General features: G+C 51.5%; 14 protein-coding genes. All 14 read left to right on the top strand.

Going from position 1 to position 16,478, the window contains the following annotated elements:
* Positions 1-13 precede the first annotated feature (13 nt).
* Positions 14-1,168, top strand: coding sequence for a 1-deoxy-D-xylulose-5-phosphate reductoisomerase (locus Q6A92_RS06355; protein WP_274397383.1), 1,155 nt, complete (start codon positions 14-16; stop codon positions 1,166-1,168).
* 23 nt (positions 1,169-1,191) lie between these two features.
* Positions 1,192-2,451 carry an RIP metalloprotease RseP gene (rseP, locus tag Q6A92_RS06350; protein ID WP_274397382.1) on the top strand — a complete coding sequence of 420 codons (1,260 nt, stop codon included), beginning with the start codon at positions 1,192-1,194 and terminating at the stop codon, positions 2,449-2,451.
* Between the two features lie 30 nt (positions 2,452-2,481).
* Positions 2,482-4,128, top strand: a complete 1,647-nt coding sequence (locus Q6A92_RS06345; protein WP_332237429.1) for a proline--tRNA ligase — start codon at positions 2,482-2,484, stop codon at positions 4,126-4,128.
* Between the two features lie 145 nt (positions 4,129-4,273).
* A complete protein-coding gene (locus Q6A92_RS06340) occupies positions 4,274-8,578 on the top strand; it encodes a PolC-type DNA polymerase III (protein WP_332237428.1) in 4,305 nt (1,434 codons plus the stop codon).
* Between the two features lie 146 nt (positions 8,579-8,724).
* Positions 8,725-9,195 (top strand): ribosome maturation factor RimP, encoded by a 471-nt coding sequence (gene rimP / locus Q6A92_RS06335; protein WP_332237427.1) that lies wholly within the window; start codon positions 8,725-8,727, stop codon positions 9,193-9,195.
* Between the two features lie 36 nt (positions 9,196-9,231).
* The gene (gene nusA / locus Q6A92_RS06330) at positions 9,232-10,407 is read left to right on the top strand and encodes a transcription termination factor NusA (protein WP_332237426.1); all 1,176 of its coding nucleotides are present in this window, start codon (positions 9,232-9,234) and stop codon (positions 10,405-10,407) included.
* Positions 10,408-10,423: 16 nt separating this feature from the next.
* On the top strand, positions 10,424-10,714 hold the full coding sequence (gene rnpM / locus Q6A92_RS06325) for an RNase P modulator RnpM (RefSeq protein ID WP_274397377.1): 291 nt from the start codon (positions 10,424-10,426) through the stop codon (positions 10,712-10,714).
* Positions 10,698-11,021, top strand: coding sequence for a ribosomal L7Ae/L30e/S12e/Gadd45 family protein (locus tag Q6A92_RS06320; protein WP_332237425.1), 324 nt, complete (start codon positions 10,698-10,700; stop codon positions 11,019-11,021). The genes rnpM and Q6A92_RS06320 overlap by 17 nt, the downstream gene beginning before the upstream one ends.
* Before the next feature lie 4 nt (positions 11,022-11,025).
* A complete protein-coding gene (gene infB / locus Q6A92_RS06315) occupies positions 11,026-13,245 on the top strand; it encodes a translation initiation factor IF-2 (protein WP_332237424.1) in 2,220 nt (739 codons plus the stop codon).
* Positions 13,242-13,523 (top strand): DUF503 domain-containing protein, encoded by a 282-nt coding sequence (locus Q6A92_RS06310; protein WP_274397374.1) that lies wholly within the window; start codon positions 13,242-13,244, stop codon positions 13,521-13,523. The genes infB and Q6A92_RS06310 overlap by 4 nt, the downstream gene beginning before the upstream one ends.
* Positions 13,524-13,539: 16 nt before the next feature.
* On the top strand, positions 13,540-13,893 hold the full coding sequence (gene rbfA, locus Q6A92_RS06305) for a 30S ribosome-binding factor RbfA (protein ID WP_274397373.1): 354 nt from the start codon (positions 13,540-13,542) through the stop codon (positions 13,891-13,893).
* Positions 13,894-13,905: 12 nt separating this feature from the next.
* The gene (truB, locus tag Q6A92_RS06300; protein WP_332237423.1) at positions 13,906-14,820 is read left to right on the top strand and encodes a tRNA pseudouridine(55) synthase TruB; all 915 of its coding nucleotides are present in this window, start codon (positions 13,906-13,908) and stop codon (positions 14,818-14,820) included.
* A gap of 56 nt (positions 14,821-14,876) precedes the next feature.
* Positions 14,877-15,836: a bifunctional riboflavin kinase/FAD synthetase gene (locus Q6A92_RS06295; RefSeq protein ID WP_274397371.1), complete on the top strand. Its 960-nt coding sequence runs from the start codon at positions 14,877-14,879 to the stop codon at positions 15,834-15,836.
* Between the two features lie 151 nt (positions 15,837-15,987).
* Positions 15,988-16,257 (top strand): 30S ribosomal protein S15, encoded by a 270-nt coding sequence (gene rpsO, locus Q6A92_RS06290; RefSeq protein WP_274397370.1) that lies wholly within the window; start codon positions 15,988-15,990, stop codon positions 16,255-16,257.
* Positions 16,258-16,478: the final 221 nt, after the last annotated feature.

The following is a 16,478-nucleotide window of genomic DNA, read 5'->3' as shown; positions in this document are numbered from 1 at the left end:
AGAGGGATCGGTGTTGAAGCGGATCAGTTTACTGGGGGCAACCGGATCGGTAGGGACGCAGACGCTTGCGGTGATTCGCGAGCATCCGGAACATTTTGCAGTGGCCGCCATGGCTTTTGGCGAGAATATTGAAAAAGCGCTGCCGCTGATCGATGAGTTCAAGCCCAGACTGGTTGCCGTGAAAAACAGGCAGATTGCCGAACGGCTGAAAGTTGAGCGCGGGGGCCGGGAAAAGATCGTTTACGGACCTGAAGGGATGATCGAGGCGGCGGCTTTCGCGGACAGCGACATGCTTGTCAATGCCGTGCTCGGCAGCATAGGACTTGAACCGACTCTCGCCGCAATCGAGGCGGGGAAAAAGATCGGGCTGGCCAATAAAGAGACACTGGTGACCGCGGGGCATCTTGTCATGGAGCAGGCTAAGAAAGCGGGTGTTTCCATCATTCCTATCGACAGTGAGCACTCCGCCATTTTCCAGTCGCTGCAGGGACAGGACCGTACGGCTCTTTCCCGGCTGATCCTGACAGCGTCGGGCGGCAGTTTCCGCGACAGGACGCGGGAAGAACTGAAGGACGTCACGGTCGCCGATGCACTAAAGCATCCGAACTGGTCGATGGGTGCAAAGATTACGGTCGATTCGGCGACGTTGCTGAATAAGGGCCTGGAAGTGATCGAGGCACACTGGCTTTTTCAAGTGCCGTACGATCGGATTGATATCGTCGTCCACAGAGAAAGTATTATTCATTCTCTGGTTGAATATGCTGATCACAGTGTCATTGCTCAGCTCGGGCTGCCGAGCATGCTCGTCCCGATCCAGTATGCGCTCACTTATCCTAAAAGACTTGAACTCAAACAGACAAAAAGGTTAAACTTATGGGAAATAGGAACGCTTCATTTTCAAAAGTTGGACAGACAAAGATTTCCCGCCGTTTCCCTGGCCTACGCCGCAGGAAAAGCCGGCGGAACGATGCCTGCCGTACTGAATGCAGCAAACGAAGTGGCCGTGCAGGCTTTCCTCAGCGGAGAAATTCCTTTTTTGGAGATTGAGCCGCTGGTTGAAGCGGCGCTTGAGCATCATCAGCCGGAGCGCGAGCCGGGTCTCGAAGCGATTGAAGAGGCAGACCGGCTTGCCCGCGCGTTTGTCCGTTCGCAGATCCGCAAAAAATAACCGCGAAAGAGGTGGAAGACATTGTGGAAACTTTGATCGTCGTTGTTCTGATTTTCGGACTGCTCGTTTCCATTCATGAACTCGGCCATTTGTTTGTTGCCAAGCGATCCGGCATTCTCTGCCGCGAATTTGCGATTGGTTTCGGGCCGAAAATTTTCGCGATAAAAAAGGGAGAAACGGTTTATACCGTGCGGCTTCTTCCGATCGGCGGCTATGTGCGGATGGCCGGAGAGGATCCCGAAATAGTTGAAATCAAGCCGGGACAAAGTGTCGGCCTGTTTTTTGATTCAAGGGGCCGGGTCACGAGAATCGTGACGAATCATCTTGAAAAATATGCAGACGCGCGATTTCTGACCGTGGAACATTGTGATCTGGAAAAGGATCTGTTTATTTCCGGTTACGAGGAAGAAGACGGACCGATCGTTCATTATGACCTGGATCGCCAGGCAACCTATGTAGTTGATGATCAGGATTTTCAGATTGCGCCGCTGGACAGACAGTTCGCCTCACAACCGCTTTTGGCACGCTTTCTTACCATTTTTGCCGGCCCGTTTATGAATCTTGTACTGGCCGTGATTATTTTCATTATCTACTTCAGCATTCAGGGGGTGCCTTCCAATTCCCCGCTTCTCGGGAATACGATTGCGGGCTATCCCGCACAAAAGGCCGGACTGCAGGCGAATGACCGGGTCCTTCAGATCAATCATCAGAAAATGGGCAGCTGGCAGTCGATCATGAACTACATCAGCGCCCACCCTAAAGAAAAGATGACATTTACCGTGGACCGGGCCGGGAAAATCCGCAACATCAGTGTTGTGTCCGATCAGCGTAAGGCGGAAAAGGGCATGGAAGGGTTTATCGGCGTATACGCGCCGACGCATCACTCCCTCGTTGCTTCTCTTGAGGGCGGCGTGACGCAGACGGTCTACTGGATCCAGATGGAACTGAGCGCGCTGAAAATGATGATCACCGGCGGATTTAATCTCAATCAGCTGGCCGGACCCGTCGGTATTTATAAAGCCACGGGGCAGGTCGTTTCCCAAGGGTTCCTTATCATTCTGAACTGGACGGCGTTTCTCAGCGTCAACCTGGCGGTTATTAACCTGCTGCCGCTTCCCGCTCTGGACGGCGGCCGGCTGCTGTTCCTGATCGTCGAGGCGCTTCGGGGGAAGCCGGTCGAACCGCAGAAAGAAGCGTTTGTTCACTTCATCGGTTTCGCTTTTTTAATGCTTTTGATGATACTTGTTACATGGAACGATATACAGAATTTATTTTTGCGTTAGACAGTTATCATACAGTATGGGGTGCGATACATGAGACAGAGCCGAATGTTTATCCCGACATTGAAGGAAGTGCCGGCAGATGCCGAATCCGCCAGCCATCGCCTGCTTTTGCGCGGCGGTTTCATCAGGCAGAATGCGGCGGGAGTCTATTCCTACCTGCCGCTCGGGTATAAAGTCATTAAAAAGATTGAGGCGATTGTCCGGGAAGAGATGGACCGGGCCGGCGCGCAGGAACTGCTGATGCCGGCGATGCAGCCTGCCGAACTCTGGCATGAATCCGGCCGCTGGGACGTCTACGGACCGGAACTGATGCGGCTGAAAGACCGGCACGGGCGTTATTTCGCTCTCGGGGCGACAGGAGAAGAGCTGATCACAAGCCTGGTGCGCGATACGCTTAATTCTTATAAGAAACTGCCTGTCATTCTTTATCAGATTCAGACAAAATACAGGGACGAAAAAAGGCCGCGCTTCGGTTTGCTGCGCGGAAGAGAATTTATTATGAAGGATGCCTATTCCTTTCATGCGACGGAAGAAAGCCTGGACGAAGCGTATCGGCTTATTTTCCAGGCCTACTGCCGCGTCTTTGACCGTTGCGGGCTGAAGTACAGAGCCGTCCTCGCCGATTCGGGAGCCATGGGCGGGAAGGACACGCATGAATTTCAGGCGCTCGCTGAAATCGGAGAGGACACCATTGCTTATTCGGACCGTTCGGATTACGCAGCCAATCTGGAAATGGCTCAAGTCGTCGACCGGGAGCAAAAAAGGGCTGCCGGCAGCCTGCCCCTTGAAAGAAAAGCGGGCAGGGCGGACGTAGACGACAATGATCGGATAAAGGCCGAATGGTTTAAGACCCGCTCGGCAACCGTTCTTGTTTTCTTGCGGATCGGCGATGAAGTCAACGATGTTAAGGTGAAGAATGCCCTGGGAACAGACTGGATCGAACCGCTCGATCCGCCGCACAAAGCGGACGCGCTTCATCCCGGAGCGAGCGTAAAAATTCTGGCCGACAATGGGCTGAAATCGCTGACTCGGGCTGTTTTGTACAGTGAAAAGGAAGATTGTTCCTATCTGCATATCGATCCCGAGCGCGACCTGAGCATTGAGAACTTTTTTGATCTCCGTTTCATTAAGGAGGGCGATCCTTCGCCGGACGGCAAAGGAACGATCAAATTCGCAAAGGGGATCGAAATCGGGCAGGTATTTAAACTCGGGACGAAATATTCCGAGTCGATGAATGCCCTGTTTCTTGATTCGGAAGGGAAGAATCAGCCGCTGATTATGGGATGCTACGGAATCGGCATTTCACGGACGCTTTCGGCGGTCTGCGAACAGTATCATGACGGGGACGGGCTGATCTGGCCGCAGTCGCTTGCCCCGTTTACGATCCACCTGATTACCGTTAATCCGAAGAACGGGGATCAGCTTTCCCTGTCGGACAAACTCTATCACGACCTTCAGGACAAAGGTTTTGACGTGCTCTGGGACGATCGGAAAGAGCGTGCGGGTGTCAAGTTTGCCGACAGCGATCTGATCGGCTGCCCTGTACAGGTCATTGTCGGCAAGAAAGCGGCTGACCGTATCGTCGAAGTTGCGGGCCGCAGGGAGAAGAAGCGGGTCGAAACAGACACGGACGGACTTGAACAGGCTGTTTCGGAGTTACTGAGTGAACGGAATTAATCGATGATTTATTTGGCAGAGGGAGCCCGGCAGCATACGCAGCTCCCTTTTCTTTTTTATGATTTCTCCGTTTCTGTCTCAAGTGGCCGATCAGCTGCGGCCGGATGTGCATTATAATAGAATCATAGCGAAAGGAGATCATGAAATGACTGAGTCTCTATCCAAATCGGCACGCTGGACCCTTCTGATGCAGCAAATCGAAGCTCCTGAAGACTGGATGAACAGCTATTTCAGCCGCGGGGAAATCGGAAAACTGACCGTATATAAGGAAGAACGCCGCTGGCACTTTGATTTCATTGTCGAGCGTGTGCTGCCCCGCCACATTTTTGAATGGCTCGGTACGCAGCTTGAAAAACATTTTCAATCTATCGTCAGCAGTGTCGGTTTTTCCGTACAGGCGCGGACTGAAGAAGGCATCGGGGAGTCGTTTGAAGAGTACTGGCCGGCGGTCTGCGCACATCTCCTGGCAGCTTTTCCTTCATTGAAGAGATGTCTCTCCGGACAAAACCCGCATTTAAACGGAAAGCAGCTCTGTTTTTCCGTTTCGAATGAAACGGAAGCGGGTTTGATCAAACGGAAATTGCCGCATGCGGTCAATGAACAGCTGCGCGGCTGCGGGTTTCCGCCGCTGACGCTTGACGCTAGAATCGATCAGGAGAATAAGGAAAAAACCTATGATTCTTTCGTGAAGAAGCGTGAAGAAGAAGACCGGCAGAAAGTCGTCCAGACAATGCTGGAAAGAAAAAAAGCGGAGGAAGCTGCGGACGACGGGCCGTCCGCGGGGCCGTTTAAGATCGGCTACGAGATACACGATGAGCCGGTTGCCATCGAGACGATACAGGATGAAGAGCGCCGGGTGACCATTCAAGGTTACATATTCGACGTAGAGACACGTGAACTGCGCAGCGGGCGAACGCTGCTGCTCTTTAAAATAACGGATTATACGGATTCGCTGATGATCAAAATCTTTTCCAGGGATAAAGAGGATGCCGGAAAATTTCAGGATCTGAAGAAAGGTATGTGGGTGAAGGTCAGAGGCGGCGTGCAGAATGACAGTTTTGCCCGCGATCTGGTCATGATTGCCAATGATGTAGAGGAAATTCCGCCTCATAAAAAGCTTGATACGGCGCCTGAAGGAAAGAAAAGAGTGGAACTTCACGCGCACACCGTGATGAGTCAGATGGATGCCGTGGTCACGGCCGGCTCACTGATCAAGCGGGCCGGGGAATGGGGCCATCGGGCTATCGCCATTACGGACCATGCCGTCGTCCAGTCTTTTCCAGAAGCATATTCCGCAGGGAAAAAGTACGGGATCAAAGTGCTGTACGGTGTCGAGGCCAACCTGATCGATGACGGCGTGCCGATTGCCTATAATACAGCACACCGGCTGCTGTCGGATGATACGTATGTCGTCTTCGATGTTGAAACAACGGGGCTGTCCGCCGTCTATGACACGATCATCGAATTTGCGGCGGTCAAGATGAAAAACGGTGAGGTACTTGAAAAATTCGATCAGTTCGCCAATCCGCATCATCCGCTCTCCAGAAAAATTACGGAACTGACGAGTATTACGGATGAGATGCTGAAAGACGCACCGGACGACGGTGAAGTGATCGAAGCCTTCCGAACGTTCGCGGGCGACAGCATCCTCGTTGCCCATAATGCGACTTTCGATATGGGATTTCTAAACAACGGCTATAAGAGACTCGGTCATGAAGAAGCGGCCAATCCGGTCATCGACACGCTTGAACTCGGGCGCTTCCTTTACCCGGGCTTTAAAAACCACAAACTGGACACGCTCTGCAAGGCATTCAACATTGAACTGACGCATCACCACCGGGCGATCTACGATACGGAGGCGACCGGCTATCTTGCATGGAAAATGCTTCGGGATGCCGCAGCAAAGGGCATGCTCTACCATGATCAGCTGAACGATAATCTGGGCAAGGGCAACATGGACCGCATTCGTCCGTCGCATGTCATCCTGCTCGTAAAAAACCAGACCGGACTGAAAAACCTTTATAAACTGGTTTCGCTGGCTCATGTGAAATATTTTTACCGTGTGCCGAGAATTCCCCGTTCGATTCTGGCCAAATACCGTGAAGGGCTGATCATCGGATCGGGCTGCGACAAGGGTGAATTGTTCGAAGCGATGATGCAGAAGTCGGCGGAGGCGGCCGAAAAAATCGCTGCATTTTATGACTACATCGAGATTCAGCCGCCCGCGAACTACATGCATCTTGTCGAGAAGGGGATCGTGCGCGACGAACTGGCCCTTAAAGACGTTATGATCAAGCTCGTGAAGCTTGGCGAAAAGATGAATAAACCGGTGGTAGCGACCGGTGATGTGCATTATCTGGATGAGCATGACAGAATCTACCGGAAAATCCTGATCGCTTCCCAGGCCGGCAATCCGCTCAATCGCCAGACACAGCCCGACGTCCATTTTCGGACGACCGATGAGATGCTTGAATGTATGAATTTTCTCGGCGAAGAGAACGCGAGAAAAGTTGTCGTCGACAATCCGAATGCGATTGCCGACGCGATCGGCGAGGTTATGCCGGTGAAGGACAAACTCTATACTCCGACAATCGACGGAGCGGAAGAGGAAGTCAAACAGAAGACTTACGGCCGGGCACATTTTCTGTACGGCGACCGGCTTCCCGAAATCGTCGAAAAAAGACTGGAGAAGGAATTGAAGAGTATCATCGGCCACGGATTTTCCGTTATCTATCTGATTGCCCATAAGCTCGTTAAAAAGTCGCTGTCCGACGGCTATCTGGTCGGTTCGAGAGGTTCGGTCGGATCGTCGCTTGTTGCGACGATGCTTGAGATTACCGAAGTGAACCCTTTGCCGCCCCACTATCTGTGCCCTAAATGCCATCATGTCGAATTTTTTACCGACGGATCGGTTGCCTGCGGGTTTGACCTTCCCGACCGGAATTGTCCCGAATGCGGAACGGCGATGAAAAAAGACGGGCACGACATTCCTTTTGAAACGTTTCTCGGGTTCAAGGGAGACAAAGTCCCGGACATTGACCTCAACTTTTCCGGAGATTACCAGCCGGTTGCCCATAATTATACAAAGGTGCTGTTTGGCGAAGATAAAGTCTATCGCGCCGGCACGATCGGCACGATCGCCGATAAAACGGCATACGGCTATGTTAAGGGCTACGAGGAGGAGACGGGCGACCGTTTCCGGGGGGCTGAACGCGACCGGCTCGCTGCGGGCTGTACCGGCGCCAAACGGACGACCGGCCAGCATCCGGGAGGCATTGTCGTCGTTCCCCGGGACATGGAAATCTATGATTTTACACCCGTTCAGTATCCGGCCGATGACCGGACGGCGGATTGGCAGACGACGCATTTTGATTTCCATTCGATTCATGATAATATTTTGAAACTGGACATTCTCGGTCATGATGATCCGACCGTCATCCGTATGCTGCAGGACCTGAGCGGCATCAATCCGAAAACAATTCCTACCGACGATCGGGAAGTCATGAAAATTTTCAGCACGACGGAATCACTCGGCGTGACGCCGGAGCAGATCCGCTGCAAAACCGGAACCCTCGGCATTCCCGAATTCGGCACCCGTTTTGTCCGGCAAATGCTTGAGGACACCAAACCGACAACGTTCGCCGAACTCGTCCAGATTTCCGGGCTGTCGCACGGGACCGATGTCTGGCTCGGCAATGCCCAGCCTCTGATCGATAACGGCACCTGCGTCCTTAAAGATGTCATCTCCTGCCGCGATGATATTATGATTGATCTGATGCATAAAGGGCTTGAACCGTCACATGCCTTTAAAATCATGGAATCCGTCCGCAAGGGCAAAGGCCTGAACGACGATTGGATCGCCGAAATGAAAGAAAATAACGTGCCGGACTGGTATATGGACTCTTGTCTGAAGATCAAATATATGTTTCCGAAGGCTCATGCGACAGCCTATGTATTGATGGCTTTTCGCATTGCCTACTTCAAGGTACATTATCCGATTCTCTTTTATGCGACCTATTTCTCCGTCAGAGCCGATGATTTTGATATCGATGTCATGAAACAGGGATCCGCGGCCATCAATGAAAAAATGGATGAAATCGGGAGGAAAGGAAACGATGCGCTGCCTAAAGAAAAAAGCCTGCTGACGGTTCTGGAAGTTGCACTTGAAATGTGCGAACGCGGATTCAGTTTTCAGTCTGTCGATCTTTACCGTTCGGATGCCACCCGTTTTCTCGTCGACGGCGGCACGCTGATCCCGCCTTTTAACGCGATTCCCGGCGTCGGAACAAACGCGGCAAAAGCAATTGCCAAAGCGCGCGATGAAGGGGAGTTTCTGTCGAAGGAAGACCTGCAGAAACGGGCTAAAATTTCAAAAACAGTATTGGAATATCTTGAAGGCCAGGGATGCCTTGAAGGGATGCCCGATGCCAATCAGCTCTCCCTCTTCTGAAAGCAATAACTGCCTCAGGACAACTTTTTCTGCTGTTCTTGCCTTAAAAAGACGGGTATGTTATAGTAGCTATGGAAATACTGGAAATAGTTCGTCTGCAAAGAGTGGGAATTTCCCACTCTTTCGTTTTCCAAAGGAGGCTGGACATGGCTGGTGCGATCGCGAAGATGACGGATGAATTGATCTCTCCGATTTTGCGTGAATTAGATCTTGAGCTCGTCGATATCGAGTACGTGAAAGAAGGGAAGAATCGGTTCCTGCGTGTCTTTATTGATTCTCCGCGAGGCGTCGATCTGGATACCTGCGCGGCTGTCAGCGAGAAATTAAGCCAGGCACTTGATGCGCGCGATCCGATCAAAGAGGCTTATTTCCTTGAAGTCTCGTCTGCCGGCGCAGAAAGACCGCTGAAAAAGTATGAGGATTATCTGAAATCCGTGGGCAAAGACGTGCATGTGACAACCTATGAGCCTCTGCATGGTTCAAAAGTCTTTGAGGGACGGCTGACAGAGGTAAACAGGGAATGCGTGACACTGATGATTAAAAATAAGACAAGAATGGATTCCATGACGCTTCCGTTTGACAAGATTGCGAGCGGCCGGCTTGCGATCATTTTTTAGACAGGTGATTTGCGGGTGTGAAAAGGGGGAGAAAAAATGAGCAGTGATTTGGTGGAAGCCATCACGGCACTGGAAAAAGATAAGGGTATCAGCAAAGAGGTCCTGCTTGAAGCGCTTGAGGCTGCACTCATTTCGGCGTATAAACGCAATTTCGATCAGGCTCAGAATGTCCGCGTCGACATTGATGAAGGACTCGGCCAGATCAAAGTATACGCACGAAAAGAAGTGGTCGAATCCGTAGAAAATAAAAATCTGCAGTTGTTGCTGGAGCAGGCGAAAAGTCTGAATCCGCACTATCAGCTCGGCGATACGGTGGAAATCGAAGTCACTCCGCGCAACTTCGGCAGGATTGCCGCACAGACGGCGAAGCAGGTTGTCACGCAGAGAGTGCGCGAAGCGGAGCGCGGTGTGATTTTTTCCGAGTTTATTGATCGCGAGGACGACATCATGACGGGCATTGTCCAGCGTCTTGATCATCGCTTCATTTATGTCGATCTGGGTCGCGTCGAAGCCCTTCTTCCCCAGTCGGAGCAGATGCCGAACGAAACCTACCGTCCGCACGATCGGATAAAAGTTTATATAACGAAAGTCGAAAATGCGAAAAAGGGCCCGATGATCACTGTATCGCGGACACATCCCGGTTTGCTGAAGCGCCTTTTTGAACTGGAAGTCCCGGAGATCTTTGACGGAACGGTTGAGATTAAATCAATCTCCCGCGAAGCGGGCGACCGCTCAAAAATTGCGGTCTATGCCGAAGATCCGACCGTTGATGCGGTCGGCGCCTGTGTCGGTCAGAAGGGCGCCAGGGTTCAGACGATCGTGAATGAACTGAAGGGTGAAAAGATCGATATTGTCCTCTGGTCCGAAGATCCGGTAACCTATGTTGCTAACGCGCTCAGCCCTTCTAAAGTCGTCAAAGTCATTGTGCATGAAGAAGAAAAAGCGACCACAGTTGTTGTGCCCGACTATCAGCTTTCCCTTGCAATCGGGAAAAAAGGGCAGAACGCGCGCCTTGCCGCGAAGCTGACCGGATGGAAAATCGATATAAAGAGCGAAACAGAAGCGGAAGAGGCCGGCCTTCTGGAGGACCTCGCGGACGAAAAGGCGGATGTTGATCCTGAGCATCCGGAAAGTGAGGCAGCAGGACAAGAAACAAAAAACGATGACGGTGAAACGCTGACAGAGGATCCTTCTGAAACGGAAGATAAATAAAGGGAGGGCTGATCAAATGCCGAAACAGCGGAAAATACCGATGCGAAAGTGCATTGCCTGCCAGGAATCGGCCGAAAAGAAAGGACTGTTCCGGATTGTGCGCTCGCCGGAAGGAACCGTCTTTCTCGATTCGACCGGAAAGAAAAACGGACGAGGCGCCTATCTGTCAAAGAAAGCGTCCTGCGTCAGCAAGGCAAAAGAGAAAAATCTTCTTTCCCGCCATTTGGGCGTGCCCGTTCCCGACACTGTTTTTGACGAAATGTTTGCTTATCTGGAGGATCATCCCGAGAATGCCGGAGAAGAATGATCCGTGGTACGCATTGCTGGGACTGGCAAAACGGGCGGGAAAGGTTGTTGCAGGGGAAGAAACGGTTCTGAAAGCAATCCGCGGGCACAAAGCCGGAGTCGTCATCATGTCGTCGGACGCCTCGGATCGCACCAAAAAGACCGTGAGCAATAAGTGCATTTTTTACAAAGTACCGATATTTGAAACATCGGAAAGGGTGACGCTCGGTCGGGCGATCGGTCAGCCGCCGCGTGTATTGATTGCGGTAACGGACAGCCGGTTTGCTGCAAGGCTGATTGAATGGCTCGGACCATCAACACGGGGGTGAATATATGACGAAAATGCGTGTTTATGAATATGCCAAGGAGCATAAACTAACGAGCAAGGAAATTATTTCGAATCTTGAAGGACTCGGCTATTCCGTCAAGAGCCACATGTCTATTATTGAAGATAATGCAATCAAACAATTGAATAAAAAATTAAAAATAAAAACAGTCACGGTCCATCAGGCAGAAACCGTAAAACCGAAAAAAAAGAATGAAGAGGGTCCAGTGAACCAAGCAAAGATCAAGAATACGCGAGCCAACCGTCCGACTAGGGAATTGAATGAAAAACAATCCGTTACGACAAAAGGAAGACAGGGAACCGGCCGGAAAAACACCGCTGCAAACGATGGCGGCGGCGAAGGAAATCATTTCGGCGGCAGACGAAGCGGCGGCAGACGAAACAGCCGTTTCAATTCGAAAAGGCGCGGGGGCCAGCAGCATGGGAACCGTCAGAGACAGGAAATCAAGCTTCCGGAAAAAATAATGCTGTCCGGAACGCTGACTGTCGGACAGTTTGCCGAAAAGCTCGGCCGTCCGTCGACCGACATTATTAAGAAGTTGATGGCGCTGGGCGTAATGGCGACGAAGAATCAGGATCTCGATAAAGATACAATCGGACTGCTCGCCGCTGATTACGGCGTTGCCGTTGAAGAAGAAGTTATCGTCGACGAAGCCAATTTTGAACAGGAAGGCCTCGGCATCGATGAAAAGACGGCCGTGGTCCGTCCTCCGGTTGTCACGATCATGGGCCATGTCGACCATGGGAAAACAACGTTGCTTGATTCGATACGCCATACGAAAATCACGGCCGGAGAAGCAGGCGGCATTACCCAGCATATCGGAGCTTACCAGGTTACACATGACGGGAAAAAGATTACTTTTCTGGATACGCCGGGCCACGCCGCTTTTACAACGATGCGGGCCAGAGGAGCGGAGATCACCGATATCACGGTGCTTGTGGTAGCGGCGGACGACGGAGTGATGCCGCAGACCATTGAGGCGATTCATCATGCCCGGGCGGCCAAAGTTCCGATCATCGTTGCCGTCAATAAAATCGACAAACCGAATGCCAATCCGGATCACGTCATGCAGGAACTGTCGGAACAGGGACTGGTGCCCGAAGATTGGGGCGGAGACACGATCTTCGTGAAGATATCCGCAAAAAAGGGTACGGGAATCGACGATCTCCTTGAAATGATCCTGCTTGTCGCGGAAATGGAAGAATGTAAAGCCAATCCTGAGAAAATGGCACGCGGCGCCGTCATCGAGGCACAGCTTGATAAAGGAAAAGGCCCGGTTGCCACGCTGCTCATTCAAAACGGGACATTGAAAATAGGCGACCCCATTGTGGTCGGCAATACGTTCGGACGGGTGCGGGCGATGGTCAACGATGTCGGCCGCCGCGTCAAGAAAGCCGGCCCCTCGATGCCGGTTGAAATCACCGGCCTGAATAATGTGCCTCAGGCGGGCGATCAGTTTATCGTTTTTGAAGATGAGAAAAAAGCGCGCCAGATCGGCGAAACCCGTGCCGAACGCGCACTGATCACGGAACGGAAGGAAACAACGAGCAAAGTCAGCCTGGATGATCTGTTTGAAAAGATAAAAGAAGGCGAAATGAAAGAAATCAATGTCGTCATTAAAGCAGACGTACAGGGATCTGTCGAAGCGCTTTCGGGATCGCTGAAGAAAATCGATGTGGACGGCGTAAAAATCAATATCATCCACGAGGGAGTCGGCGGCATCAGTGAATCGGATATTATCCTTGCCTCGGCTTCCAACGCGATCATCATCGGTTTTAATGTCCGTCCCGATAATCATGCGAAGAAAGTGGCGGAAGAGGAAAAGGTGGATATTCGCCTGTACCGTGTGATTTACGACGCGATCGATGAAATGGAAGCCGCCATGAAGGGAATGCTGGATCCGGAATATAAGGAAAAAGCGATCGGGCAGCTCGAAGTCCGTACAATTTTCAAAGTGTCGAAAATCGGCACTATAGCGGGATGCTATGTCACGGACGGAAAAATTGCCAAGGATGCCGGCATACGGCTCGTTCGAAACGGCGTCGTTATCTACGAGGGACATGTGGATACGCTGAAGCGTTTCAAAGATGATGCCAAAGAGGTCAAGTCAGGATTCGAATGCGGCGTAACGCTGGAGAATTTTAACGACATCAAGGAGGGCGATACAATGGAGGCTTATGTTATGGAGGAAGTTCAGCCGAAATGATGATCGGTCTTGTGCAGTGTGAATGCATACTGTACAGTGCACAGTCTTTGAAAGAAAAACGCACCGTGATCCTCAGTATCCTGCGTAAAGCAGTAAACGGGCACAATCTTGCGGCAAGCGAGACTGCGTATCAGGATAGCTGGCAACGCACCAAACTGGCATTCGTTTCCGTCGGGACTTCCAGAACTCATGTGGAACGCGAGTTGGCCCGGGCTCTGTCCCTCATTGACGGTCGCGTTGACATTGAACGCGCGGACACGGTTTATGAATGGCTTTGAGAAGGAGGGTGAACCCATGGCAAATTTACGGGTGCATCGCGTTGCCGAACAGATGAAGAAGGAAATGAGCGATATCATTGAACACCGGATCAAGGATCCCAGGGTCGGTTTTGTGACCGTGACGGGGGTTGACGTAACCGGCGATCTTCAGGATGCCACCGTATATATCAGCGTGCTCGGAGACGACCAAAAGAAAACCGCGACACTTGAAGGCCTGGCCAAAGCAAAGGGATTTATACGGAGTGAAATCGGCAAACGGATTCGTCTGAGAAAGACGCCGGAAATTCAATTCAAATTCGATCAATCGGTTGAATACGGAAATCATATCGATCAATTGATTGACGATCTGCACAGAAGAGAAAAAGAGTAAGGTGGACCTTTCATGAGCGAATATGACGGACTTCTGCCGCTCTACAAACCGCGCGGAATCACGTCTCACGATTGTGTTGCCCGTCTCCGGAGGCTTCTGGGCTTCAGAAAAATCGGGCACGCGGGGACGCTGGATCCGGATGTGGACGGCGTCCTGATTCTCTGCCTGGGAAGAGCTACAAAAGTGGCCCAGTACCTGCTTGAATACGGCAAAAGGTACAAGGGCGTGATCCGTCTCGGGACGGCGACAGCAACGGAGGACGCAGGCGGCGAAATCGTTGAAAGCAAAGAGATCGTTCGGCCGATTGCCCGATCGCGGATTGAACGGGTGTTCGGCTCTTTCAAAGGCGAGATCCGCCAGTGCCCGCCGATGTATTCTGCTGTGAAGGTAAACGGCAGAAAACTTTATGAGTATGCCAGAGAAGGGATAACGGTTGAACGTCCGGTCCGTCGTGTCCGTATTTTTAACTTAGTCATTGCCGGCGGCGAAGAGAACTTTTTGCCGGACATTCCCTTTGAAGTTTCATGCAGCAAGGGGACATACGTGAGGACGCTGGCGGCGGATATCGGGCGGGAGCTGGGCTATCCTGCCCATCTGCAGATGCTGACGCGGACAAAAGAGGGGCCTTTTGAATTAAAGGACTCTCTGACATTTGAACAAGTTGAAGATCTGATCGGCCATCGTCAATTTTCCGCATGTCTGAAGCCGCTGGAAGCAGGGCTCGGCATGCTGGACCGCTGGACCGTCGGCGACTTGCTGGAAAGAAAAATTATTCACGGAGCCGTTCTTCCCGCTCCTGAGGGATTCCGTAATCATGCTTATGCGGTTTATAATAACAAGGGAAACTGTTTGGCGGTTTACCGTCTCCACCCTGATAGACAGGGAATGGTCAAACCGGAAAAAGTGCTTGTGACCGGGGATTGCTGAATCAATGAGAAAGCGCCGACAGTATTTCAGTCTAGCGAGAGTAGAAGGTGCCTGCATTGGAAAGAATTTTTTTGGAAAAGATCCCTTTTATCGAAAAAATCGACAGCAATGAAAAAGTAATCGCATTGGGAAATTTTGACGGTGTACATCTAGGACACCAAAAAGTGATCCGAAAGGCCGTGGAAATTGCCCGGGAAAAGGGACTCGCATCCGCGGTCATGACTTTTTATCCTCATCCGTCGGTCGTTCTTAAACCGTCGGCCAAGCGGGCGGATTATCTTACGCCTCTGGAAATGAAAGCAGATTTAATTGAGAAACTAGGAGTCGATCTCCTTTTTTTCGTTCGCTTCGATATAGCGCTCAGCCGGCTGTCGCCGCAGGATTTCGTCGATAACTATCTGATCAGGCTGCACGCCAAACATGTGGTTGCCGGCTATGATTTTACATTCGGGCGTATGGCCGGCGGCAATATGGATAACATCGACGATTATTCGCGAAGCATGTTCAGCTATACGGTCGTCCCCAAAGTTGAGATGTTCGGCGAAAAAGTGAGCACTACCCATATCCGTGCTCTGGTCGCTGGAGGAGACGTTGATAATGCGTCACTGCTTCTCGGCCGGCCGTACCGGACGTCCGGCACGGTCGGACACGGAGACGGGCGGGGCCGGACGTTGGGCTTCCCGACGGCGAATGTTGAATCAAAAGACGTCTTTGTCATGCCGCCGAACGGTGTTTACGCCGTCCGGCTGATTGTTGACGGGGAAGCCATGGACAGCGTATGCAGCATCGGCACCCGTCCTACCTTCTATGATGAAACGGATGCGAAAACAACCGTTGAGGTCTATGTACTGAATTATGACGGTGATCTCTACGATAAAAAAGTGTCGATTGACTGGTATAAACGTCTCCGGACCGAGGAAAAGTTTCAGAGTGCGGATGCGCTGATTGACCAGATGGAAAAAGATAAAGCAGATGCCTTCGATTTTTTTGATTCGGAAAGAGCGAAAAGCAAATAAGACCGATGATCTGAATGATCTTGAATTTGCGGCGGAAAACGTGTATCATGATACGGTACGGATTTAATGTGTACAAGAACCTTTGCCCGGCTGCTCGTTCCACCGGCGGCGGCTGAGCTCGAGGGGATTCAGGACAGGGAGGTGAAAGCTGATGGCTTTAACGAAAGAACGCAAAACTCAGCTGATTCATGAGTACCAGACTCATGAGAACGACACCGGTTCACCGGAAGTTCAGGTTGCCGTTCTGACGGAGCAGATTAATGCACTGAACGAACATTTGAAGCTGCACAAGAAGGATCATCATTCTCGTCGCGGCCTCTTGAAAATGGTCGGGAAACGTCGTAATTTGCTGACTTATCTGCGCGGTGCGGATGTTAAAAGATACCGTGATTTAATTACCAGATTGGGACTGCGTCGATAAAAGAAGCGAAAAAGCGGGAGATTTCCCGCCTTTTTTATACTATACGGAAAGTACCAGATCCGGCGGCACCATGAACGCCTTAATAGAGTGTTGCGGCCTGTCCGGCAGCCGCAAATAACCGCCGGATCCACCGACCGGCAGATTTTCTTTATGGGCAGGGAGCCTGATCAAAGAGGAGGACAAAAAAGTCGGGAGGCGTTCCCCAGGCTTTTGTCCGGGCC

The sequence above is a fragment of the Sporolactobacillus sp. KGMB 08714 genome, from assembly GCF_036598985.1.
Taxonomy (GTDB): domain Bacteria; phylum Bacillota; class Bacilli; order Bacillales; family Sporolactobacillaceae; genus Sporolactobacillus.
The sequence above is the reverse complement of the archived record's forward strand: the minus strand, read 5'-3'. Positions and strand labels throughout refer to the sequence as shown.

Coding starts and splice junctions, on each gene's coding strand:
- Q6A92_RS06345 (WP_332237429.1), top strand. CDS start 2,482: ATGAGACAGAGCCGAATGTTTATCCCGACATTGAAGGAAGTGCCGGCA.
- Q6A92_RS06340 (WP_332237428.1), top strand. CDS start 4,274: ATGACTGAGTCTCTATCCAAATCGGCACGCTGGACCCTTCTGATGCAG.
- rimP (WP_332237427.1), top strand. CDS start 8,725: ATGGCTGGTGCGATCGCGAAGATGACGGATGAATTGATCTCTCCGATT.
- nusA (WP_332237426.1), top strand. CDS start 9,232: ATGAGCAGTGATTTGGTGGAAGCCATCACGGCACTGGAAAAAGATAAG.
- rnpM (WP_274397377.1), top strand. CDS start 10,424: ATGCCGAAACAGCGGAAAATACCGATGCGAAAGTGCATTGCCTGCCAG.
- Q6A92_RS06320 (WP_332237425.1), top strand. CDS start 10,698: ATGCCGGAGAAGAATGATCCGTGGTACGCATTGCTGGGACTGGCAAAA.
- infB (WP_332237424.1), top strand. CDS start 11,026: ATGACGAAAATGCGTGTTTATGAATATGCCAAGGAGCATAAACTAACG.
- Q6A92_RS06310 (WP_274397374.1), top strand. CDS start 13,242: ATGATGATCGGTCTTGTGCAGTGTGAATGCATACTGTACAGTGCACAG.
- rbfA (WP_274397373.1), top strand. CDS start 13,540: ATGGCAAATTTACGGGTGCATCGCGTTGCCGAACAGATGAAGAAGGAA.
- truB (WP_332237423.1), top strand. CDS start 13,906: ATGAGCGAATATGACGGACTTCTGCCGCTCTACAAACCGCGCGGAATC.
- rpsO (WP_274397370.1), top strand. CDS start 15,988: ATGGCTTTAACGAAAGAACGCAAAACTCAGCTGATTCATGAGTACCAG.